20 protein-coding genes are annotated in these 19,715 nt (G+C 68.3%); 7 read left to right on the forward strand and 13 right to left on the reverse strand.

All coding sequences use genetic code 11. The annotated features are described in order from the left end of the window. Nucleotides 1–5: 5 nt before the first annotated feature. Nucleotides 6–1,160 (forward strand): sugar-transfer associated ATP-grasp domain-containing protein, encoded by a 1,155-nt coding sequence (locus METY_RS11210; protein WP_103121473.1) that lies wholly within the window; start codon nucleotides 6–8, stop codon nucleotides 1,158–1,160. Nucleotides 1,161–1,178: 18 nt separating this feature from the next. Here METY_RS11210 and METY_RS11215 read toward each other — a convergent pair whose 3' ends face one another. Next, the gene (locus METY_RS11215; RefSeq protein ID WP_103121474.1) at nucleotides 1,179–1,610 is read right to left on the reverse strand and encodes a CBS domain-containing protein; all 432 of its coding nucleotides are present in this window, start codon (nucleotides 1,608–1,610) and stop codon (nucleotides 1,179–1,181) included. A 107-nt stretch (nucleotides 1,611–1,717) separates the two neighbouring features. After that, nucleotides 1,718–2,518 (reverse strand): rhomboid family intramembrane serine protease, encoded by an 801-nt coding sequence (locus METY_RS11220; protein WP_103121475.1) that lies wholly within the window; start codon nucleotides 2,516–2,518, stop codon nucleotides 1,718–1,720. 170 nt (nucleotides 2,519–2,688) lie between these two features. Here METY_RS11220 and METY_RS11225 point away from each other — a divergent pair, with 170 nt between their 5' ends. The 4 genes from METY_RS11225 to METY_RS11240 all read left to right on the forward strand — a co-directional run bounded on the left by METY_RS11225 (nucleotide 2,689) and on the right by METY_RS11240 (nucleotide 6,989). Then, on the forward strand, nucleotides 2,689–3,306 hold the full coding sequence (locus METY_RS11225) for a PAS domain-containing protein (protein WP_103121476.1): 618 nt from the start codon (nucleotides 2,689–2,691) through the stop codon (nucleotides 3,304–3,306). A gap of 108 nt (nucleotides 3,307–3,414) precedes the next feature. After that, a complete protein-coding gene (locus METY_RS11230) occupies nucleotides 3,415–4,011 on the forward strand; it encodes a PilZ domain-containing protein (RefSeq protein WP_103121477.1) in 597 nt (198 codons plus the stop codon). Nucleotides 4,012–4,372: 361 nt separating this feature from the next. Then, nucleotides 4,373–5,008, forward strand: a complete 636-nt coding sequence (locus tag METY_RS11235; RefSeq protein WP_103121478.1) for a transglutaminase-like cysteine peptidase — start codon at nucleotides 4,373–4,375, stop codon at nucleotides 5,006–5,008. A 253-nt stretch (nucleotides 5,009–5,261) separates the two neighbouring features. Continuing rightward, on the forward strand, nucleotides 5,262–6,989 hold the full coding sequence (locus METY_RS11240) for an alkaline phosphatase D family protein (protein ID WP_160147347.1): 1,728 nt from the start codon (nucleotides 5,262–5,264) through the stop codon (nucleotides 6,987–6,989). Nucleotides 6,990–7,037: 48 nt separating this feature from the next. On the opposite strand, the gene nusB is transcribed toward METY_RS11240, so the two are convergent. From nusB to ldtR, 9 genes are all read right to left on the reverse strand, one after another. Further along, a complete protein-coding gene (gene nusB, locus METY_RS11245; protein ID WP_103121480.1) occupies nucleotides 7,038–7,499 on the reverse strand; it encodes a transcription antitermination factor NusB in 462 nt (153 codons plus the stop codon). A gap of 1 nt (nucleotide 7,500) precedes the next feature. Further along, on the reverse strand, nucleotides 7,501–7,986 hold the full coding sequence (gene ribH, locus METY_RS11250; protein ID WP_103121481.1) for a 6,7-dimethyl-8-ribityllumazine synthase: 486 nt from the start codon (nucleotides 7,984–7,986) through the stop codon (nucleotides 7,501–7,503). Nucleotides 7,987–8,022: 36 nt separating this feature from the next. Further along, entirely contained in the window at nucleotides 8,023–8,637 is a 615-nt protein-coding gene (locus tag METY_RS11255; RefSeq protein ID WP_103121482.1) for a riboflavin synthase, read from the reverse strand. Nucleotides 8,638–8,665: 28 nt separating this feature from the next. Further along, entirely contained in the window at nucleotides 8,666–9,811 is a 1,146-nt protein-coding gene (ribD, locus tag METY_RS11260; RefSeq protein WP_103121483.1) for a bifunctional diaminohydroxyphosphoribosylaminopyrimidine deaminase/5-amino-6-(5-phosphoribosylamino)uracil reductase RibD, read from the reverse strand. Further along, nucleotides 9,811–10,296: a transcriptional regulator NrdR gene (gene nrdR, locus METY_RS11265; protein WP_103121484.1), complete on the reverse strand. Its 486-nt coding sequence runs from the start codon at nucleotides 10,294–10,296 to the stop codon at nucleotides 9,811–9,813. The genes ribD and nrdR overlap by 1 nt, the downstream gene beginning before the upstream one ends. A 22-nt stretch (nucleotides 10,297–10,318) precedes the next feature. Beyond that, nucleotides 10,319–11,626, reverse strand: a complete 1,308-nt coding sequence (gene glyA, locus METY_RS11270; RefSeq protein WP_103121485.1) for a serine hydroxymethyltransferase — start codon at nucleotides 11,624–11,626, stop codon at nucleotides 10,319–10,321. A 405-nt stretch (nucleotides 11,627–12,031) separates the two neighbouring features. Further along, complete coding sequence (locus METY_RS11275) at nucleotides 12,032–12,259, reverse strand: DUF6898 family protein (RefSeq protein ID WP_103121486.1); 228 nt, start codon at nucleotides 12,257–12,259, stop codon at nucleotides 12,032–12,034. A 25-nt stretch (nucleotides 12,260–12,284) separates the two neighbouring features. Continuing rightward, nucleotides 12,285–13,550, reverse strand: coding sequence for a L,D-transpeptidase family protein (locus tag METY_RS11280; protein WP_103121487.1), 1,266 nt, complete (start codon nucleotides 13,548–13,550; stop codon nucleotides 12,285–12,287). Between the two features lie 351 nt (nucleotides 13,551–13,901). Next, nucleotides 13,902–14,414, reverse strand: coding sequence for a transcriptional regulator LdtR (ldtR, locus tag METY_RS11285; RefSeq protein WP_020184515.1), 513 nt, complete (start codon nucleotides 14,412–14,414; stop codon nucleotides 13,902–13,904). Nucleotides 14,415–14,661: 247 nt separating this feature from the next. On the opposite strand from ldtR, the gene METY_RS11290 reads away from it, so the two are divergent. Continuing rightward, complete coding sequence (locus tag METY_RS11290) at nucleotides 14,662–15,651, forward strand: nucleotidyltransferase domain-containing protein (protein ID WP_244593612.1); 990 nt, start codon at nucleotides 14,662–14,664, stop codon at nucleotides 15,649–15,651. Here the strand turns inward: METY_RS11290 and METY_RS11295 are convergent. After that, nucleotides 15,626–16,102, reverse strand: coding sequence for a DUF6163 family protein (locus METY_RS11295; protein ID WP_103121489.1), 477 nt, complete (start codon nucleotides 16,100–16,102; stop codon nucleotides 15,626–15,628). The genes METY_RS11290 and METY_RS11295 overlap by 26 nt on opposite strands. Before the next feature lie 296 nt (nucleotides 16,103–16,398). Here METY_RS11295 and hemB point away from each other — a divergent pair, with 296 nt between their 5' ends. Further along, the gene (gene hemB, locus METY_RS11300; RefSeq protein ID WP_103121570.1) at nucleotides 16,399–17,415 is read left to right on the forward strand and encodes a porphobilinogen synthase; all 1,017 of its coding nucleotides are present in this window, start codon (nucleotides 16,399–16,401) and stop codon (nucleotides 17,413–17,415) included. A gap of 230 nt (nucleotides 17,416–17,645) precedes the next feature. Here the strand turns inward: hemB and METY_RS11305 are convergent, their stop codons facing one another. Further along, on the reverse strand, nucleotides 17,646–19,661 hold the full coding sequence (locus METY_RS11305) for a PhoX family protein (protein WP_103121490.1): 2,016 nt from the start codon (nucleotides 19,659–19,661) through the stop codon (nucleotides 17,646–17,648). Between the last annotated feature and the right edge of the window lie 54 nt (nucleotides 19,662–19,715).

Below are 19,715 nucleotides of genomic sequence, written 5' to 3' on the forward strand. Positions count from 1 at the left end.
GCGCCATGCTGACGCTGCGGACGGCCCCTCCCCGACTCTTCGGCTGGACCTCCGCAAGAAGCCGGCCTCCGACGGATCTCGTCGGGCTCTACTTCGACGCCCTGTGGCGCCACTGGAGCCCTCAGGACCGTGCGGTCGCGCTGGCGCTGTCAGGCGCCGCCGCCCTTGGCCTCGCCGTGCGGGCGCCCTGCGCCGGCTGGCGCCACGGCTGGGACGCCGCGGAACAGGCCCTGATCGCGCGGACCGCCGATCCGGACGCCCATCTCGCCATGGCCGTTCGCAAGGGGGTTCATCGGCTGCTCAATCCCGGCGCGTATCCGCTCGTTGCGAACCCGCTCAAAAACAAGCGGCTGTTCGCCGGCCGATGCCGCGAGGCCGCATTGCCGACGCCTGAGACCTTCGAAGGCGGACCGGACGCGCTGCACATGTGGCTCCATGGCCGGGCGGGCGTCATCGCCAAACCGAACTACGCCTCCAAGGGCGCAGGGGTGATCGGCTTCCAACGCCGCTCCGACGGCTGGCGCAGCGGCGCCGAGCCCATCGACGAGGGTCGCGTCGTCGCCAACCTTGCGGCTGTTCTGCGGGACGGGGGCCTCGTCCAGGAGGCCTGCGCCGCCCATCCCGCGCTGCAGCCGCTGTCGCCCGGCGCGCTGCCGACGCTGCGGGTGATGACCGCGGTGAACGAGGCCGGCGAGATCGAGGCCTGCGACCGCGTCCTGCGGCTGTCGGCGGGCGGACCGCGGCCGGTCGACAACTTCAACGCCGGCAACGTCGTCGCGAGCCTCGACGCAGAGGCGCGCATCGGACGAGGCTTCCGTCGTGTGGACGGCGCAATCGTCCCCGTGGAGCGCCATCCGGCGACCGGCGTCCCCCTCGTCGGGCACGTCGCGCCGGACATCGCCGCGGCGATCGAGCTTGCGACCCACGCTCACGAGGCGTTTCGCGACGGCTTCTTCGTGATTGGCTGGGATGTGGGCCTGTCCGACCGGGGCCCGATCATGATCGAAGGCAACTGGAATCCCGGCGTCGACGTGCTTCAGCTCGTGTCCGGCCGGGGGCTCGGCGACAGCCGCCTCGGCGCGCTCTACGCGGGCCGCCTTCGCGACCTGCCGGCCGAGACGTGGCGGCGGGCGCGCCCGATCGAGCGCGACCGCCGCTAGATCCCGGCCACCGAAGCTTCAGGCGGTCGCGATGTAGTCGCGCATGGCCGACGCCTCGGCCTCGGCCATCGCCATGCGGTGCTTCACCACGTCGCCGATCGAGACGATGCCGACGAGCCGGCGGCCTTCCACCACGGGAACGTGGCGGAACTTGCCCTCGGTCATGCGGTCCATGATCTCTTCGATCGTCTCGTCGGCGGTCGCGGTGAAGACCTTCCGGGTCATGTGCATCGAGACGGGATCAGCCAGGACGTCGGCGCCGCGGGCTGCGAGCGACCGGACGACGTCGCGCTCGGAGATAATGCCCGAGATCCCGCCGTCGGCGCCGGCGATCACCACCGTGCCGATGCGCTTCTCCGCCAGCAGGGCGACGATTTCGGCCATCGTGCGGTGCGGCGAGGCGGTGAAGACCTCAGGCCCCTTGAACGCCAGAATGCGTGCGACCGTCATGCGAGCCTCCTTTTGTGTTTGAGGCCGAGCAAATCCGGCCTCGTTCGCGAGGGGCCGGCGGGAGGCTCGTCGGTCCTTAAGTCGAGGCCGTCCCGCGGCCTGCTGGCTCAATCATGGGGGGCGGGAGGACGCGGAGGCAATGCTACGGAGGCATCAGCCCGGTCACGGAACCGTGCAACTTTCGGATCAAACAGCGGGAACAGCGCAAGCCCGGTGAGGAATCCTCCGATGTGCGCCTCCCAGGCGATGGACGCGGTTTCTCCGCTGAGCGCCATTCCGCCCAGGCCGAAGGCGATGTTGGTCCCGAACCACGCCAGAAGAAAGATCAGGACCTGGGGGTTTCGAAGCGCGGTCGCGAGAGGGACCGCAGGCGCCGAGAACGCCGGGCGGCCACGCCGCCGGAACGCGCCGAGCGGCCCGCCGGCCTCGAACATGAAACGCATCGCCCCCGCCATCTGGCCCGAAATCGCGGCCGACGCGCCGATCACCGGCTGAGGCTCGTCGATATGAAGCGCGAGATGCGCCGCCGCGCCGCCGACCGCGCAAAGCGCTGAGAAGACCAGGAACCGCAGCGAACCGAACCGCCAGGCCACGGCGCTGCCGAAGGCCAGCATGGCGACGCTGTTGACCAGAAGGTGCGTCCAGTCGCCGTGAAGGAAGGCGTAGGTGAGGAACGTCCACACCTTGGCGCCCTCGCCGCCGAGCATGTCGGGGAGATAGGGCGAGGCCGGATCGTAGCGGGCCGGGATGAAGGCGAAGCGCAGAAGAACCGCGATGTCCGCGTCTTCCGAGAGAAAGACGCGCCAGAGATGAATCGCCGCGAACAGCGCGATGCTCGCGAGCACGACGGCGGGCGCGTTGAACGCCGGCTCCCCACGATCGACCGGACGGCTTTGGTGCTCTCTCACGCCACGTCCCTCAGTACCGCGCATTGCCCGTTCGGTCCGTCGACGCGGCGCAACGTGGCGCGAGGCTGGCACGCGGCCTGCTGCGCCAAGGCTGAAGCGCCGTCGTCGGCGGGGAAGCGTCCCGCGACGACACATGGGCGCCCCAAAACGAAACGGAAGGTCCGACCTCCATGAAGGCCGCCGCCACCCGCGAGCTCTTTGCTTACTGGAACCGCCTCCGCGGCGCACGTGCGGCGCCCGAGCGCGCCGACGTGGATCCGGGCCAGATCCGCGGCATCCTCGGCGACGCCTTCATTTTGGAGGCGTCTGAAGAGGCGCAGTTCCCGTTCCGACTGGCAGGCTCGCGCCTCTGCGAGGTGTCAGGCCACGAGATGAAGGGCGAACGCTTCCTGGAACTCTGGTCGGCGGGCGACCGGGCGACGGTGCTCGGCGCGCTGACTACGATCTCCGACGACGCCGCCGTCGCGGTGCTTGGCGCGACCGGCGCGACGGAGCTCGGCCGCAAGGTCGACCTCGAGCTCGTTCTCCTGCCTCTTCGCCACCGCGGCCGCACCCATGCGCGCATCCTCGGCGCGCTTGCGCCGGTCGAAACCCCCTACTGGCTCGGAGCCTGCCCGGTGACGCGGTTCGACCTCGCCTCGCTGCGGATGATCTGGCCGAGCGGACGTCGGCGCGCCATCGGCGAGGCCCCGGCGCCGCAGTCGCCGCCTCCGACGCCGTCGCCCCACGCCCTCGCCGGGGCGGCCCGCAAGATTGGCCGCTTTCTGGTCTTCGACGGGGGGCGCTGAGCCGTGTTCGAGGCGCGCGGGTTACGTGGCGTTAACACCGTTCGTTTAGGTTTAAGACACGCGTCGCGCCATCCGACGCGTTTCACGCTTTCGGGGACGGACGCCTTGATGTTCGCGATGAAAAAGCCGCTCTCGGACGAGCAACGTCGTCATCAGCGGGTCAAGGTCGCGCTTCTCGGCCGCTACATGCTGACGTCTCGCCGCGAGTATCCCTGCCAGACCCTCGACATGTCTCCGGGTGGTCTGGCGCTGGTGGCTCCCGTCCCGGCGCAGGCCGGCGAACGCGTCATCGTCTATCTCGACCACATCGGCCGGGTTGAAGGCGTGATGGTGCGCCCGATCGCCAACGGCTTCGCCATGACCGTGACGGCGACGATCCGCAAACGCGACAAGCTCGCCGCACAGCTGACATGGCTCGCGAACCGCAACATCCTCGGGCTTCCGGAAGACCGGCGCCACGAGCGGGTGATCCCGCGCAACCCGCGCGCGGTCCTTCAGACCGAGGACGGCGCCTCGCACGATTGCCGCATCATCGACGTGTCGCTTTCCGGGGCCGCGATCCAGATCGGGCTCGATCTCCCGATCGGGACGCCCGTCATGCTCGGCCGGACCTCGGCCCGCGTCGTCCGCCACCTTGAGAACGGATTGGCCGTCGAGTTCAGCCGTCCGCAAAACCTCGAGGCGCTGGCGGAACAATTCGGCTGACCTCGCCGCAAATCGCCTGAACAAAAAGCCGCCCTTCGGGGCGGCTTTTTTTTGCGCCCTCTGGCGGCTGCGCCGGCCTCTCCGCGTCGACGACGCGCGGCCTCTTCGCCGCATGGTGAAGACTTTGTAAATCACCCCCCTCGAAAAGCCGGCGCCGTTAAGGTTTGGCTGACCAAGTCGTTCGTTCATTCTCTAAAGGCGGACGCAGTTGGTAAACGAAATACCCACTGCATCTCTGAACAATTCGTATTCAACTTCTTTCTGAATTCCAAATCATCTCGCTAAAACTCCACGTCTTGATTTAGACGGACCGCAAAAGGAATGTGAGACGTTGCTTCCCGGGACAGGACGGGAGACGACAATGTTTACTGAGATCAAGAAGAAGGCGGTTTATATCTTGTTTGGACTTGTTGCCGCTGGATTTACCATCGATCCGGTCGAAGCGCAGACCGTCAAGGTCGCGGCGTCGAGCTCGATGCAGGTGATCGGCGGCGCCAAGGCGCCGATGGGCTGGACGCAGTTTTGCGCCGACACTCCGGTCGAGTGCGACGTCACGCCGATGCGCGCGGCCAAGGCCAAGCTGACGACGGCGAAGCTCGCCGAACTCGACAAGCTCAACCGCAAGGTGAACGCGCAGGTCACTCCCGTCACCGATCAGGAGCTCTACGGCCTCGAGGAGTTCTGGACCTACCCGACCGACAACAAGGGCGACTGCGAAGACTACGTCCTGCTGAAGCGCAAGCTGCTGATGGAGGCCGGCTGGCCTCGGCAGGCGCTTCTCATCACCGTGGTGCGCGACCTGAAGGGCGACGGCCACGCCGTGCTGACCGTTTCGACCGACCGCGGCGACTACGCCCTCGACAACCAGGCGGACGACGTCAAGCCGTGGTTCGAGACCGGCTACACCTTCGTGAAGCGCCAGTCCCAGACCGATCCCAACCAGTGGGTCCTGCTTGGCGACGGCGTGAACCCGGTCGGCGTCGCCGCCGCCCCGTAAGACCCCGAGATCCAGAGACCGCGCGGCCGGCCGCCTGTCCCCACCCCTCCCGTCCAGGCCGGACGCGCGTCAGAGGCCGGTTCTCCGAAAGGAGAACCGGCCTTTTCCTTCTCAGGCCCGTCACAAGGCGGTCAGCCAGCCCGGCTATGGAAGTCTTCAATTTCCAGCGGGGCTCCCAGACATGACGTGCAACAACGACGAAGCCGATCGGCGAAGCGGCGCGGGCGGGCTCACGCGCCGTGAGGCGCTCCTCATGACGCTTGCGGCCGGCGTCACGGCGATCTCCATCACGCTCGCGGTCGAGGGCGCCGAGGCGGCGACCGCGCCCTTCCTGCATGGCGTCGCCAGCGGGGACCCGTTGAGCGACCGCGTCATTATCTGGACGCGCGTCACCAAGCCGGGCGCCACCGCCGACATCGCCGTCAACTGGATCGTGGCGGAAGACGAGGCCTTCACCCGCGTCGTGCGGTCGGGCAAAGCCGTCGCAAGGGTCGGCCGCGATCACACGGTGAAAGTCGACGTCACGCAGCTCTCGCCGGGCGTCGTTTATTACTACCGCTTCGAGGCCGAGCGCGCGCTGTCTCCGGTCGGTCGTACGAAGACCCTGCCCGTCGGCAAAGTCGATCGACTGATGCTGGCGGTGTTCTCCTGCTCGAACTACGAACTTGGGTTCTTCAACGTCTACAAGGAGGCGGCGAAGCGGAGAGACCTCGACGCCGTTCTGCATCTCGGCGACTACATCTACGAGTACGGCCCAGGGACCGGAGGTTACACCACGCCCGCGACCGGCCTCGGACTGGCGCCCAAGCCGCGCGACGCCGATCTCCAGCCGCGCGAAGAGATCATCCGGCTCGACCAGTACCGTGCGCGCCATGCGCTCTACAAGACTGATCCGCACCTGCAGAAGCTCCACGCGCTGGCGCCCTTCATCAACATCTGGGACGACCACGAGGTGGCGAACGACGCGTGGACCGGGGGCGCGGAAAATCACAACGCGGGCGAAGGTTCGTGGAGCGTCCGCAAGCAGCACGGCGTTCGCGCGTTCTATGAGTGGCTGCCAATCCGAGAGCCCGCGGACCGGGAGCGCGTCGATCCGGCGACCGGCAATCCCGACGCGCTCTACCGCACCTTCGACTTCGGCGACCTCGCCCGCCTCGTGATGATCGACACCCGCGAGGCCGCCCGCGACCAACAGCTTTCAAGCGCCGCGCTGGTCGCCGCTTATGTCGGCGCGCCGCCGGACGGCCCGTTCCCGAAAGACGTGCGCGAGGACGGCAAGCGCCGCACCCTGATGGGAGACGCGCAGGCGGCGTGGTTCGGCGAACAGATCGTCACGTCGACGCAAGCGTGGCAGCTGATCGGCAATCAGGTCCTGATGTTCTACCAGAACGCCCCTGATATCGCTGGATCTCCGGTGCTCAGCCCGGCGCAGAAGACGAGCTACAACGCCCTTCTCGACCAGCTTCTCGGCGCCGGCCAAAGCGAGCAGATCGCTCAGCTCGGCGCGGCGGGCCTGCCAACGCCGCTCGCCGCCGACGCCTGGACCGGCTATCCCACGGCCCGCGTCAAGATGCTGAAGACCCTCGCCAAAGCGAAGAGCCCGATCGTGCTGACGGGGGACTCCCACAACGCCTGGACGGCCAACCTCGTCCTGCCTTCCGGGACAGGCTCCAGGCCCGTCGCGCCGGAGTTCGGCGGCACGTCCGTGAGTTCGCCGGGTATGGAGCAGTATCTGCTCGGCGTGCCGCCGACGGCGACCGCGGCGCTTCAGGTCGACAGCAGCGCCCGGAAATCGCCCGTCGACAAGCTGATCTACACGGAGCAAAGCCGCCGTGGTTTCATGCTGGTCGACGTTCGTCCGACATACGCCGACGTCGTCCATGTCTTCGTGTCGAACGTCTTCGGGCCGGATTACACGGTCGAGAACAAGCGCTTTCGCGTCCCGCTCGGATCGCGGCAGGCGATCCCTCTGTCCTCCTGAGCGGAGGCGCACGCAGCGCGGGGCCTCCCGCGCCGCCGGCGCTTTTTCTCAGCCCTTCGCGAGATCTTCGGCGCGGACGTTGCGGGCGATGGCGTCGAGCACGGCGTTGACCATGCCGGCCTCGTCCCGGTCGAAGAAGGCGTGGGCGATGTCCACGTACTCGCTGATCACCACCTTGACGGGGACGTCCCTGCGCTTGCCGAGCTCGAAGGCCCCGGCGCGCAGGATCGCCCGCATGATCGCCTCGACGCGCTTCAGCGGCCAGCCGGCCTGCAGCGTCTGGTCGATCAGCGGGTCGAGCGCGCGCTGCTGCTTGAGCACGCCGCCGACGAGGTCGCGGAAGAACGCGGCCTCGGCGGGCTTGTACTCCTCGCCGTCGACCACCTTGCCAATCCAGTGGGATTCGAACTCAGCGAGCGTGTCCGGCAGCGGCGTGCCGGCGATGTCCATCTGATAGAGCGCCTGGACGGCTGCAAGCCGCGCCGCGGAGCGCTGTTCGCCCTTGGCCATGTCAGACGCACCCCGCCCAGCGCTTCAGGCGAAGCACGGCGAGCGCCGCGGCGGCGGCGTCGCCGCCCTTGTTCATCTCCGCCACGCGGGCGCGGGCAAGCGCCTGCGCCTCGTTCTCGACCGTCAGGATGCCGTTGCCGAGCGGAAGCTTGCGACTGACCGACAGGTCCATCAGGGCGCGCGCGCTCTGCTCCGTGACGATCTCGTAGTGCGTGGTCTCGCCGCGGATGACGCAACCGAGCGCGACCACCGCGTCGTAGGGCTGGTGCCGGGCCGCGGCGGCGTCGGCCAGGATCGCGATGGTCGGCGGAATTTCGAGCGCCCCGGGCACGCTGACGACGTCGAAGGCCGCGCCAGCGGCCTCGAGGCCTGCGGTCGCGCCTTTCAGCAGTTCGTCGGCGATGGCGTCGTAGAAGCGCGCTTCGACGACGAGCACGCGGGCGGGCGTCTTCTCGACGCCGCCGACGCGGCGTTGCGGTTCGGCCATGGGGTGACGAATGCCTTCAAGATCAAGCGGAACGGCTCAGTAGCCGAGGCTGCGCGCCTCGGCAAGCCGCCCGGCGTAGCGCGCCATCATGTCCACTTCGAGGTTGACGCGGTCGCCGACCTGGCGGTCGGCCCAGGTCGTCGCCCCGAGGGTGTGCGGGATGAGATGCACGGAGAACAGCTCGCGGTCCACCTGGTTGACGGTCAGCGAAATCCCGTCGAGGCAGACCGAGCCCTTCACAGCGATGAACTTCGCGAACTCGATGGGCGCGGCGAGCACGAACCGTGAGGTGTCGGGGCCGTCGTCGCGCTCGACGATCTCCGCCGCGCCGTCGACATGGCCAAGCACAAGGTGTCCGCCGAGCTCGTCGCCGATCTTCAGGGCGCGTTCCAGATTCAGCCGCCGTCCGACGCCCCACTCCCCAACCGTGGTGAGACGCTGGGTTTCCGGCCCGGCCTCGACCGCGAAGGCCGCGCCGAGGCCTTCGGGCTCGACGGAGACGACGGTGAGGCAGACGCCGTCGCAGGCGATCGAGGCGCCGAGGTCGATCGAGCGCGGATCATAGCGCGACGCGATCATGAAGCTCGTGATCTCGTCGCCGTCGTCGCGGGCGACGACTTCGCCGATGTCGGAGATGATGCCGGTGAACATTGCGATGCCTCAGGATGACGGCGCGGGCTTAGGCGCGCTCGAAAAACGTCCAGCAGTCCTCGCCGACGCTTTCGCGGCCGATCTCGGCGAAGCGCGCCGCCTCGGTCAACGCGCCGAGCGGTCGGCCCTCGAGCGCCCCAATCGCGTCGGATCCCAGCGTCGCGGGCCCCCGCGCCACCACAGCTTCGTCGACGAGATCGGCGTCCAGCAAGCCGGCGGCGATCGTCGGGCCGCCCTCAACCATCAGCCGGGTGACCCCGCGCAGCGCGAGCAGCTTCAGGGCGCGTGGCAGCGAAAGCCGTCCGTCGGGCCCCCGCTCGACCCGCATGACGTCGCAGCCCGCCGCACGCAGCGCGAGCTCGGCCTCGACGGGCGCGTCGACGGCCGCCACCACCCACGTCGGAACCTCGTGACACGTCGCGACCAGGCGGGAGGTCAGCGGCAGGCGCAGGTTGGAGTCGAGCACCACGCGGCACGGAGAGCGGTCCGCCATACCCGGCAGCCGGCAGGTCAGGGCGGGGTCGTCGGCGAGCGCGGTGCCGATTCCAATGAGGATGGCGTCCGCCTCGGCGCGCATCATGTGGACCCGGCCGCGCGACGCCTCGCCGGTGATGGCAACGGGCCTGCGGCCCGCCAGAGCGACTTTGTCATCGGCCGAAACCGCGAGCTTCAGCGTGACATGCGGCCGCCCCAAAGTGACGCGGCGGACGTGGCCGGCCGCAATCCTCAACGCCACCCGCCCGCAGCCGCCGATCGCGACGGCGACGCCCGCGGCGCGCAGGCGATCGACGCCGCGGCCGTCGACGCGGGGGTCGGGATCGCGCAGGGCGGCGACCACGCGCGCCACCCCCGCCGCGACCAGCGCGTCGACGCAGGGCGGCGTGCGGCCGTGGTGGCTGCAGGGCTCGAGCGTGACGTAGAGCGTCGCTCCCGCCGCGGCCTCGCCCGCCTGGGCCAGAGCCATGGTCTCGGCGTGGGGGCGCCCCCCCGGCTGCGTCCAGCCGCGGCCGACGACGTAGCCCGCGGGCGACACCAGCACTGCGCCCACAGACGGATTGGGCGCCGTGCGGCCCAGGCCGCGCCGCGCCAGCGCCAACGCGACCGCCATCCAGCGCGCGTCGCTTTCCGCGCAGCCGTCCGGGCCGTCAAGGCGGGGAAGCGCCAGCGCGTCCATCATCGCGGCCCGTCCGCGGCGGCGGACGCGGCCTCATCGCCGGCGAGCTCGTCGAGAAGGGTCTCGAAGTCCTTGGCTTCCCGGAAATTCTTGTAGACCGACGCAAAGCGCACATAGGCGACGTCGTCGACGGTCTTCAGCCCTTCCATCACGAAGCGGCCGATGGTCTCGGTGGTGACCTCGGTCTCGCCGCTCGCCTCGAGCTGGCGCACGATCGCGGAGACCATCTGCTCGATGCGTTCCGGATCGACCGGGCGCTTTCGCAGGGCGACGGCGAGAGACCTGTGCAGCTTGTCTCGGTCGAACGGGACACGGCGGCCCGAGCGCTTCGCCACCACGAGCTCGCGCAGTTGCACGCGTTCGAAGGTGGTAAAGCGCTGGCCGCAGACGCCGCACACCCGTCGGCGACGGATCGCGGCGTCATCTTCGGTCGGACGGGAGTCCTTGACCTGCGTGTCAGGCGCGCCGCAGTGCGGACAACGCATTCAGTACTCCCGCGGTTGCTCCTCAGTCCGCGTAGATGGGGAAGCGCTCCACCAGGTTCGAGACCTGCTGGCGAACCTTCGCCTCAACCGCGCTGTCCTCTTCCGTGTTGTTCTGCGAAAGCACGTCGAGGACCGTCGCGATCATGTCGCCGATTTCCTGGAACTCCGCAACGCCGAAGCCGCGGGTGGTGCCGGCCGGCGTGCCGAGGCGGATGCCGGAGGTGACCATCGGCTTCGCCGGATCGAACGGAATGCCGTTCTTGTTGCAGGTGATGTGGGCGCGGCCGAGCGCGATCTCGGAGACCTTGCCCGTGAGGTTCTTCGGACGCAGGTCGACGAGCATCAGGTGCGTGTCGGTGCCGCCGGAGACGATGTCGAAGCCGTGGCCCTTCAGGTTCTCGGCGAGCGCCTTCGCGTTGGCGATGACGTTCTGGGCGTAGATCTTGAAGTCCGGCTTCAGCGCCTCGCCGAAGGCCACCGCCTTCGCCGCGATCACGTGCATCAGCGGGCCGCCCTGAAGGCCGGGGAACACCGCCGAGTTGAACTTCTTAGCGAGATCCTCGTCGTTGGTGAGGATCATGCCGCCGCGCGGGCCGCGCAGCGTCTTGTGGGTCGTGGTGGTCGCGACGTGGCAGTGATCCAGCGGGTTCGGGTGCTGGCCGCCGGCGACGAGGCCCGCGAAGTGGGCCATGTCGACCATGAACTTGGCGCCGACCGCGTCCGCGATCTTGCGGAAGGCCGCAAAGTCGATCTGACGCGGATAGGCCGAGCCGCCCGCGATGATGACCTTCGGCTTGTGCTGCTCGGCGAGAGCCGCGACCTCTTCCATGTCGATGAGGTGCGTGTCGGGCTTCACGTGGTAGTTGACCGCGTTGAACCACTTGCCCGAGAGCGCGGCCTTGGCGCCGTGGGTCAGATGGCCGCCGGCGGCGAGGTCGAGGCCGAGGAAGGTGTCGCCCGGCTGCATGAGCGCGAAGAACACCGCCGTGTTCGCCTGCGCGCCGGAGTGGGGCTGCACGTTCGCGAACTGGCAGTTGAAGAGCTTCTTGGCGCGGTCGATCGCCAGCTGCTCGGCGACGTCGACGAACTGGCAACCGCCGTAGTAGCGGCGGCCGGGATAGCCTTCGGCGTACTTGTTGGTGAGGACGGAGCCCTGGGCTTCGAGCACCGCCTTGGAGACGATGTTCTCCGAGGCGATCAGCTCGATCTCGTCGCGCTGGCGTCCGAGCTCCGACTTGACCGAGTCGAACAGCTCGGGATCGACCTCGGCGAGCGACGCCTGGAAGAAGCGGCTTTCGGCCGCGCGGGCCTGGACGTCGGTGACGGACATAGACGGCTCCTCCTCGGAATGGGGCGAGCGTCCGCCGGCGCGCCGAACGCGAACCGTCGCGGACATCAACCCAGCTAAACCCGTGCGTGCGACGCGCGGGCGGCTGCGTGTTCTCGACCAACGGCTACCACATGTCGGAAAGCCCAGCCAAGCCGCGCGAGCCGGTCCCGCGACTTGGTCGCATCAGACTTTCGAAGGGCTGGCATGCCAGATACCTGCCGGATTCGTGCGGCCTTTCAGCGTTTCAGCGGGGTCGCCTTCAGCGCTTCTGAGCCGCTATATCCGGCTCAGCGCGGGCTTGGAGCCGAGCGTCAGGGACGCGTCATGGGGCGGGACAAAGCTCTTAACGCGATCGCCCTGCTGGGGCAGGCGAAACGTCGCCTCCTCAGCGGCGACCCGACCGCCCTACTCCGCCGCCAGCCGCAGCCGGAGCTTCCGCACGGCGATCAGCTTGAGGTGCTCCTGGCTGGCGTTGGTGGGGCCGACGACGACCACCTCGACCCCGGTCGCACCGTCGATCGCCGCGCAGCGGACGAAGCCGCCGCGGGTGACGAACTCGAACAGCACCTCTCCCGACGCGCCGACGGCCGGCGCGCCGCCCTTCAGAGGCGTGCGCGGCCGGCCGTCGGTCATTGTCGCGGGTCCTTTCGCGCGGCGCTCAGCGCGCCATCGCGAGTTCGCCGGTGCCGTCCATGCCGTAGATGTCCTCGCGGAACTGCACGGTGCCGTCCTGCGCGCCCCAGCCCGAGATGTACCGCCAGTAAACCGGCACGTAGGGGGTCAGGTTGATGTCGATGCGCTCGCCCGACTTGATGGCGGCGTCGATCGCGCGACGGTCCCAGCCGGCCTGGTTCTTCGCCAGCCAGCCGACCAGCTCCTTGACGTTCTGAATGCGCACGCAGCCCGAGGAGTGGAAACGGGCGTTCTCGCCGAACAGGTTCTTCGACGGCGTGTCGTGCATGTAGACGCCGTCCTTGTTCGGCATGTTGATGCGGACCACGCCCATCGAATTGTCGTCGCCCGGATCCTGGCGATACATGTACTGCGTCGCCTCCATCGTGTTCCAGTTGATCTGGTCGGGCTGCGTCTCCACCCCCTGCTGGGAGTAGATGCGGATGCGCTTCTTCGTCAGGTACTGCGGATCCTTCTGCATCATCGGAATGAGGTCCTTCCGGATGATGGAGGCGGGCACGGTCCAGTAGGGATTGAAGTTCACCTGCTGGATCTTGGCGTCGAGCACCGGCGAGGCGCGGTCGGCCTTGCCGACGACCGCCGTGTAGCGCGCCGCGACCTGACCGTCTTCGACCGCCTCGATCTCGGCCGCCGGGATGTTGCAGAGCACGTAGCGCGCGCCGATGTTCCCGCCCGCCATGGTGCGGATGCGCACCACATTGGTCTCGAGCTGGCGCAGCCGGGTCTCGGCCGGGATGTTGAGCGACTGCATGGTGTCGTCGCCGACGACGCCGACGGGGATCAGGCCGTGGCGGGCCTGGAAGCGCTTCACCGCGCCCTCGACGTAGCTGTCGAACACCGGCGACATGCCGAGGTTGGGATCGAGATCGTTCGTGGCGGCGAGCCGCTGACGGAGCGCGACAACCCGTTCGCCGCGCGATCCGAGCTTCAGGCGTTCGCCAGCCGGCACGCGGGTCCACCCGCCGCGAGAGACGATGCTCGTGTAGTCCTGGATAGCCAGTTCCGTCTGCTGAACGGTCGCCGGGGAGAGCAGCGGGGTGCGCGACCCGGACGTGCGGGTGACGCGCGCCGAGGCGTCGAACCTGTCCTTCCATTCGGCCTGACTGTCGAAGGAGAGCGACATCTCCTGCGCCGAAGCCGCCGTCGCGACTGCGCCCGCCGCGGCGCCGAGGCCGAGCCTGAGGGCGTCACGGCGCGAGACGCCGCCAAACATCGAGGACCGTTCCGTCACGACCGATAGCTCCCCACCGAGGACTTGCGGCGCGGGCGGATGATCGCCCCGGCGCCGACACGCAGAGTGCGCGGGTCTTGGTTAACGAACCCCGACCGACCCATCCTGCAACGAGTGGAGACCACGTGCGCATCGGGCCGAAGCGATCGTCCTGAGGTCGCTTCGGAGCCCGGAGCCCGCGCCTCCGTTTCGCTTGATCAGCCACCGGTTTGAGGCGGAACGATGTCGGGGGCGAGCGTCTGGAGCGCGCTCAACCCGACGTGATGCGTCGAGGACGCAGTCCGCAACGCGAAACGGCCGCCGGAGGAGTTCCGGCGGCCGTTCGCAGCCTAACAGCGGAGGAAAAATGGATCAGAGACGGAAACGGATCTGATCGGTCCAGAAGCGTTCGAGCCGGCCGAGCGCGACGTTGAGCGTCTTGAAGTCGTCGGCGTTGACGCCGCCCACCTGCTCGATGGTGCGAATGTGTTTCGAGTAGAGCTCTTCCACGATGTTGTGAATCTCCTGGCCCTGGGGGGTCAGGCTGATGCGCACCGAGCGCCGGTCCATGCGCGAGCGCTGGTGGTGCAGGAAGCCCATCTCGACGAGCTTCTTCAGATTGTAGGAGACGTTCGAGCCGAGATAGTAGCCCCGGGTGCGGAGCTCGCCGGCGGTCAGCTCGGCGTCGCCGATGTTGTAGAGCAGCAGCGCCTGGACGCTGTTGATGTCCGAACGCCCGCGGCGATCGAACTCGTCCTTGATGACGTCCAGCAGGCGGCGGTGCAGCCGCTCCACCAGGGTGAGAGCTTCGAGGTAGAGCGGGCGGACTTCGACCTGACCCTGATCGGTGGCCGGCTTCTCCGTGCTGCGCGCGAGGTTCTTCATGGTGAGGCCTTCCCGTAGTCTTGACTGCTCAAGGCGTCGTCCTGTCCCGCGCCTCGTTGATCTGGAAGATAGGTCCGGGAAGTGAAAATGCGTTTAAATGGCTTGCTGAAATTTCTCTTTATTTCTTAGACTGAACAAACGGTTGCGCAGCTGAGTCAACGAGACGTTACGCACTCGGACGTCTATTGAGATTCATTTGTCCTGTCGAAATCTGAAGACGAGCATTATCGATGCTGCGCACGCCATAGTGGCGGACGAACGATTTTCCCGCTGTGCTCTCATCGGCTATCGCTTGCAGGCTGATCCGGGAGAGGGCCGTCCCGGCACGACGATCCGAGACCGGCTCAGGACATCACCCGTGCCGCTCACAATGTCGCTGCCCTCGTCGATGGACCCGGCAACGGTGGATCTCGTACAGGGCCGCCTCGCCTCGATCCGCGAGACAGAAGGGGTCGCCATTCCTCTCGCGATCGAGAGCGGAAGCCGCGCGTGGGGCTTTCCTTCTCCCGACAGCGACTACGACTGCCGCTTTGTCTTCGTCCGTCCAGTCGAACACTACCTGTCGCCCTGGCCCCGGCGCGACGTGATAGAGACGCCGATCGAAGGCGACCTCGACGTCAACGGCTGGGACCTCGGAAAGGCGATCCGGCTGCTGATGAAGGGCAACGCCGTCATCATCGAGTGGCTGACGTCTCCGATCGCCTATGGCGTGGATGAGGTCTTTAGACGCTCTTTCCTGAACCTTGCAGAGCAGGTGGCGGAGCGGAACCTCGTCGCCCGCCACTATCTTCATCTTGGCTTCGCCCAACGGAACCGCCGTCTCGCCGGACGAGTCTCCATCCCGCTGAAAGCCATTTTCTACACAGTCCGCCCCGCGGCGGCTTTGCGCTGGCTTCGTCAGCGACCCGGCGAAGCGGTCGCGCCGATGAACTTCCAGACCTTGATCGAAGAGTGCGCTCCGCCTCCGGACGTCGTGCGCGTTCTTGATGATCTCCTAGCGCGGAAGGCCCAGACCCGCGAACTCGGCGAAGCTCCGCTGCCGGAGCCGATCGCGCGCTTCATCGACGACGAGTTCCGCGCAGGCGAGGAAGCGTTTCCGAAGCGACCGCCCCGTGCGGGAGCGCAGGAGCAGGAGCAAGCCGAGGCATTCTTTCGCGCAATGGTCGAGCACGTCTGGTCTTCCAGCGGCGCAACACCGCAGGCGGAACGCCTCAGTCGTCTTCGGACTTGGCCTTGAGCGACAGCGCGAGGTAGCCGGCCATCGCCGCCACGATGGACAGCGTCACGAGCCAGCGCAGCCCGCCCCCGTGGGGCTCGAGACCTTCGACCAGCAATTGGGCCGAAGCGGCGAGCAGCCAGATGACGACGCCCCAGGCCGCGCCGAGCCACAGGCCGACCGCGGCGACGGGGTCTGCGACCGCGAAGAACACCGTGGCGACCCGGCCCGTGACCGAGGCGCCGGCGAAGGGATCGCCGCCGAAGCCGAGCAAGGCCGCCCAGTGCCAAAGGCCCTTCAGGCACTCCACCGCCGCGACCGCGCGGACGAAGTACAGCAGACGACGGCTCCAGGGCCTCGAGGGACCGGCGCGGCCGAGGCGCGAATCCCTGAGCTGGATCGGCGGCAGGTCGTCGGGGTCGCCCCGCGGCTCCCGGCGCGGCTCCGGCGATTCGGGCGGTCGATCGATCATCCCGCCCTCCCCTTCTTACTGCGGACGCGTGCCGGACGGCCCACGGCCGAGAGCGCGGCGCGACTTTCCCCGACTCCCGCCGCGAGCGCAAATCGCCCGCTCACCGCGCGGCGGCCATGACGAAACGCCGCGCTCGTTCCGCCCGGCCCCCCTGTCTGGAAAGGCTCCAAGGTGCTATAGGACGGTCGCGCACGGACGGCCGACGCCCGCGAGAGACATGCGGCCGCGATGCGAAACGTCGGAGGCGACGCCTGATGCACGAGACGATCGGAAAGCTCCGCGACCGCCAGGTCGAAATGCGCGAGACGCGCGTCGAGGACGGCGCGCTGGATCTCGCGAAGCGCCCCCGCCGCAACCGCCGCGCGGACTGGTCGCGCCGTCTGGTGCGCGAGAACGTGCTGACGGTCGACGACCTGATTTGGCCGATCTTCCTGATCGAAGGCGAAGGCCGCCGCGAAGCGGTGTCGGCCATGCCCGGCGTCGAGCGGCTGAGCGTCGACCAGGCGGTCCGCGCCGCCGAGCGCGCCGCCCGGCTCGGCATACCTGCGCTGGCGCTGTTCCCCTACACCGATCCCGACCTGCGAGACCCGACTGGATCCGAGGCGCTGAACCCCGAAAATCTCACCTGCCGGGCGCTCCGCGCCATCAAGGCCGAGGTTCCCGGTCTCGGGCTCGTCACCGACGTCGCGCTCGACCCCTACACCAGCCACGGCCATGACGGCTTGATGGCCGGCGACCGCATCCTGAACGACGCCACCGTCGCGGTGCTCGTGCGGCAGGCGCTGACCCAGGCGGAGGCCGGCGCGGACGTTATCGCGCCCTCCGACATGATGGACGGCCGCATCGGCGCGATCCGGGCTGGGCTCGACGACGCCGGGCGCACCGACGTGCAGATCATGTCCTATGCGGCGAAGTACGCCTCGGCGTTCTACGGCCCGTTCCGCGACGCGATCGGCACCCAGAAGGCTCTGGTCGGCGACAAGAAGACCTACCAGATGGACCCGGCGAACGGCGACGAGGCGATCCGCGAGGCGGAGCTCGACGTGGCCGAGGGCGCGGACATGCTGATGGTGAAGCCCGGCATGCCCTATCTCGACGTCGTCCGGCGGCTCAAGGAGCGGTTCCGGATGCCGACCTTCGCCTACCAGGTCTCCGGCGAGTATTCGATGATCCGCGCCGCCGCCCAGAACGGCTGGATCGACGGCGAAGCCGCCATACTTGAGAGCCTGCTGGCCTTCAAGCGCGCGGGCGCCGACGGCGTCCTCACCTATTTCGCGCCTGAAGTGGCGGAGCGGCTGAACGCCTCGCGCTGACGATCCCGGCGCGGCTTAGCCGTACGATCTTCTCCCGACAGCGTCGAACGCTTTGCGTTCGGCGCTGTCGGCGTCTTGCGCACACGGCTGGCCGCGCATCTCGAGCCGGCGCTGAGCCGCCCCCGCGACGCCAAACCTGTTCCAGGCGAAGCCCTGGGCGCGGCTCATCAACGAAAGGCCCTCCCCGCGGCCGGAGCCGCGGAGAGGGCTGAACGCGTAGCGGCGTGGCGTCAGACGCCGATCTCGCCGCCGTCCTTGCGCCGCACGGCGACCACCGCGGGGCGCGGAAGCCCGTTGCCAAGGGGCCACCTGCTGATGGAGTTCGGGACGCCGCCGTCCTCGCCGGGATGCTGAACCGCGCAGAACACGGTGCGCTCGTCGGTCGCGAACTCCGGCCCGCAGATCTCGCAGCCCTTCGGGCCGCTGAGGAACTGCCGGAGATAGCCGCGCTCGGCGCCCGCGGTCGGGACCACGTGCATGGCGTCGTTCGGATTGCCGATGTCGGCGTTGCCGGGTTGCCCGTCGGTGGTGATCCAGAGGTTGCCGCGGTTGTCGAAGGCGATGTTGTCCGGCGACGCGATCTTTCCGAGCTTGCTGGCGTCGGCGTAGCCCGCGAAGAACGTCGCGCTCGCGGCGAGCCCCGGGGTGAGTTCGGCCTCGTCCGTCTTCAGGTCGATCTCGGGATTGCCGCAGAGCAGGAAGACCTCCCAGCGGAAATCCGTCGCGCCATGGTCCCCGTGGCTTTCGGTCAGCTCGATGATGTGGCCGCCGAAGTTCGGCACGCGCGGGTTCGCCAAGGCCGAGCCCGCGTCGGCGACGACCGAGGTGCGCCGGCTGTTGTTGGTCATCGTCAGGTAGACGCGACCGTTGACCGGGTTCGGCTGGCAGTCCTCGGGGCGATCCATCGCGGTGGCGCCGACGAGGTCGGCCGCGAGCCGGGTCTTGATCAGCAGTTCGCCCTGATCGGCGAACTTGCCCTTCAGCTTCGGGTGGTCGAGCGTCAGCGGGATCCACACGCCCTTGTTGTTGTCGCGGAACTTCGCGACGTAGAGAACGCCCTCGTCCAGCAGATCGAAGTTCGCTCGCCGGTTGTTCGGGTCGTACTTTCCGGCCGACACGAACTTGTAGACGTAGTCGAACTGCTGGTCGTCGCCGGTGTAGACGACGACGCGGCCGTCGGCGGCGAGCGAGGTCGTCGCCGCCTCATGCTTGGCGCGGCCGAGGGCGGTGCGCTTGCGGGGACGGAAGTCGGGGTCGTAGGGGTCGATCTCGACCACCCAGCCGAAGCGGAACGGCTCGTTCGGCTCCTTGGTTAGGTCGTAGCGGTCGTAGAACGCCTCCCATTTGCGGCTCGTGGCGCCGGCGCTCACCCCGTAGCGCGCATGGGCGGCCTTAATGTCGGCGTCCGCGACCTGATCGTTGTTCGCGAAGTACTGGTTGAAGTTCTCCTCGCAGGTCAGCCAGGTGCCCCACGGCGTTTTGCCGCCCGAGCAGTTGTTCAGCATCCCGAGCACCTTGGTGCCGGTGGGATCCTCGGAGGTCTTCATCAGCGGATGGCCCGACGCAGGGCCCGAGATGCGCATCAGCGTGTCGCCGGTGATGCGGCGGTTGTACTGGGTGCTCTGCACCACGTTCCAGATCGAGCCGGTGCGCTTGATCTCGACGACCGAGCCGCCATGGGCCGCGATCTCGACGTCCGCGAGACGCTTGTTCGCGCCGGGGACGTAGTTGGGGAACATGTCGACGCCGGTCGTGTACTCATGGTTCACGCACAGCAGCGCGCGGTCGTCGCTGTCGAGCGGGAAGTAGCCGACGAAGTCGCAGTTGAAGCCGAACTGGACGCGCTGGGACTCGGCCGTCTGCCGGTTCTGCTCGAACGCCGGGCCGCCGGGGAACAGCGCGTCGCCCCACTTGATCAGGACGCGATGCTCGTAGCCCTCCGGCACGATGATCTCGTCCGCCGTCGACGGCGCGATCGGCGTGAACGTCAGCCGGCGGGGCGCGGCTTCGGCCTCGCTCGGCGCGAAGGTCGCCGTCGTGGTCATCAGCACCGGAACCGTAGCCGCAGCTCCGATCAGGAACGAGCGCCGCTCGATGTTGCGCGCGAGCACGGACTGGAACGGCTCGTTCAGCGGAAGCTCGCCGGCTTCGGCGTGGAGGCCCGGGCGGTCGATGCCGATCGCTTCTTCGTCCAGCATCTCGGGCGTGTCGGCGGCGCCGTGGCCGGCCGTGTCGTCGATGGTCATGCGAGGTCCCCGTGGGCAGATTGGAAGGCCTCTAACTGCGTCGGCGCCCATGTC

This window comes from Methylopila sp. Yamaguchi (genome assembly GCF_002897035.1).
Lineage (GTDB): Bacteria > Pseudomonadota > Alphaproteobacteria > Rhizobiales > Methylopilaceae > Methylopila.

Excerpts from the sequence above, each read along its gene's own strand:
- METY_RS11215 (WP_103121474.1), bottom strand. The coding sequence starts at position 1,610 with ATGACGGTCGCACGCATTCTGGCGTTCAAGGGGCCTGAGGTCTTCACC.
- ribD (WP_103121483.1), bottom strand. The coding sequence starts at position 9,811 with ATGGACGCGCTGGCGCTTCCCCGCCTTGACGGCCCGGACGGCTGCGCG.
- METY_RS11235 (WP_103121478.1), top strand. The coding sequence starts at position 4,373 with ATGTTTACTGAGATCAAGAAGAAGGCGGTTTATATCTTGTTTGGACTT.
- METY_RS11275 (WP_103121486.1), bottom strand. The coding sequence starts at position 12,259 with ATGACCGACGGCCGGCCGCGCACGCCTCTGAAGGGCGGCGCGCCGGCC.
- ribH (WP_103121481.1), bottom strand. The coding sequence starts at position 7,986 with ATGGCCGAACCGCAACGCCGCGTCGGCGGCGTCGAGAAGACGCCCGCC.
- ldtR (WP_020184515.1), bottom strand. The coding sequence starts at position 14,414 with ATGAAGAACCTCGCGCGCAGCACGGAGAAGCCGGCCACCGATCAGGGT.
- METY_RS11305 (WP_103121490.1), bottom strand. The coding sequence starts at position 19,661 with ATGACCATCGACGACACGGCCGGCCACGGCGCCGCCGACACGCCCGAG.
- nrdR (WP_103121484.1), bottom strand. The coding sequence starts at position 10,296 with ATGCGTTGTCCGCACTGCGGCGCGCCTGACACGCAGGTCAAGGACTCC.
- glyA (WP_103121485.1), bottom strand. The coding sequence starts at position 11,626 with ATGTCCGTCACCGACGTCCAGGCCCGCGCGGCCGAAAGCCGCTTCTTC.
- hemB (WP_103121570.1), top strand. The coding sequence starts at position 16,399 with ATGCGCGAGACGCGCGTCGAGGACGGCGCGCTGGATCTCGCGAAGCGC.
- METY_RS11240 (WP_160147347.1), top strand. The coding sequence starts at position 5,262 with ATGACGCTTGCGGCCGGCGTCACGGCGATCTCCATCACGCTCGCGGTC.
- METY_RS11295 (WP_103121489.1), bottom strand. The coding sequence starts at position 16,102 with ATGATCGATCGACCGCCCGAATCGCCGGAGCCGCGCCGGGAGCCGCGG.
- METY_RS11230 (WP_103121477.1), top strand. The coding sequence starts at position 3,415 with ATGTTCGCGATGAAAAAGCCGCTCTCGGACGAGCAACGTCGTCATCAG.
- METY_RS11210 (WP_103121473.1), top strand. The coding sequence starts at position 6 with ATGCTGACGCTGCGGACGGCCCCTCCCCGACTCTTCGGCTGGACCTCC.
- METY_RS11225 (WP_103121476.1), top strand. The coding sequence starts at position 2,689 with ATGAAGGCCGCCGCCACCCGCGAGCTCTTTGCTTACTGGAACCGCCTC.
- nusB (WP_103121480.1), bottom strand. The coding sequence starts at position 7,499 with ATGGCCAAGGGCGAACAGCGCTCCGCGGCGCGGCTTGCAGCCGTCCAG.
- METY_RS11255 (WP_103121482.1), bottom strand. The coding sequence starts at position 8,637 with ATGTTCACCGGCATCATCTCCGACATCGGCGAAGTCGTCGCCCGCGAC.